The organism is Mesorhizobium sp. M2A.F.Ca.ET.067.02.1.1 (genome assembly GCF_004023285.1).
Lineage (GTDB): Bacteria > Pseudomonadota > Alphaproteobacteria > Rhizobiales > Rhizobiaceae > Mesorhizobium.
The window spans coordinates 1-1,030 of the sequence record NZ_RZSB01001209.1 but is presented as its reverse complement, the minus strand read 5'-3'; the positions used below and the strand labels follow the sequence as shown (position 1 = coordinate 1,030).

Here is a 1,030-nt window from a genome sequence, read left to right as displayed (position 1 = left end):
AGCTCGCCCCGCGCGACCGCCAGCCCTTCGTTGAGGCTGGCGACGAGGCCACGGTTTTCGCGCGAGATGATCGATACGCGGCCGTCGTCCCGGCGGCAGCGTTCGAGGATCTCCAGCGACCTGTCGGTCGATCCGTCGTCGATGGCGATGATTTCGAGCCGGCCGTAGTCCTGCCGCAGGATCGACTGCATGGCGGCGGCCACATAGGGCTCGGCATTGTAGACCGGCAACAGCACGGAAATGAGAGGTGCCGCGGTCATGGTCGGCTCCGGTCCGTCGGCCGCAGATCGAGCGCCGGGGCGGCGCCGAACCGGAGGGCCTCGCTCGCGCCGCGCGGATGAGCGGGCGCGACATAGGGGAAATAGCGCTTGAGGCCGTTGAGCGGCTTCTCGAAGAACACCCAGGAGAGCGAGGCGACGACCAGCGTGGCGGTGCCCGCGACGAGGAACCGCCCCGGCCCCTGTTCCGAGACGTTGACCGGGATCCATGGCTGCGCCCTGACGGCACAGGCCAGAAGGATCGAATGATAGAGGTATACGCCGTAGCTGATGCGGCCGAGCCATAGCAGCGGGGGGAGTTCGGCCACCCTGCCCATTGTGCCGCGCAGGCCGTTCGAGCATGCGTCGACGATTGCCAGCATCGGCACCAGCGGCAGCACCTGCACCAGCGTCCAGCGCGGCCATTCCCAGGCCGAATCCGCCGGCCCGGGATCGGACTGGACCACGAACAGGAACGCCACCGCCAGGGCCGGCCAGCAGAGCCGCATCCATTGCGGCGCATCCGCGCCCCTGGCGCGGCGGACGGCAAGCAGGGCGCCGCAGCCAAGCGCGTCCATCGAGGCCGGCGGCAGCAGGTCGCGGGCCAGCGCCGGGTTGGCGGCGAGCGGCCAGTAGAACCGGTAGGCGAGCGAGAACGCGATGACGCCGATGGCGATCGCCTCGATGCGCCGGCGCGGCGCCAGAAGCACGATCAGCGGCCAGGCGAGGTAGAATTGCTCCTCGATGCTGAGGCTCCAGAAATGGCCTGTCTC

Annotated in this window: 2 protein-coding genes; both read right to left on the bottom strand. The window is 69.4% G+C overall.

Going from position 1 to position 1,030, the window contains the following annotated elements:
* The coding region (locus tag EOA28_RS36800; protein WP_128315893.1) for a glycosyltransferase family 2 protein at nucleotides 1-260 on the bottom strand (260 nt) is incomplete at its 3' end.
* Nucleotides 257-1,030: acyltransferase (locus EOA28_RS36795; protein ID WP_148671151.1), on the bottom strand; the 774-nt coding region annotated here is incomplete at its 5' end. The genes EOA28_RS36800 and EOA28_RS36795, both read right to left, overlap by 4 nt.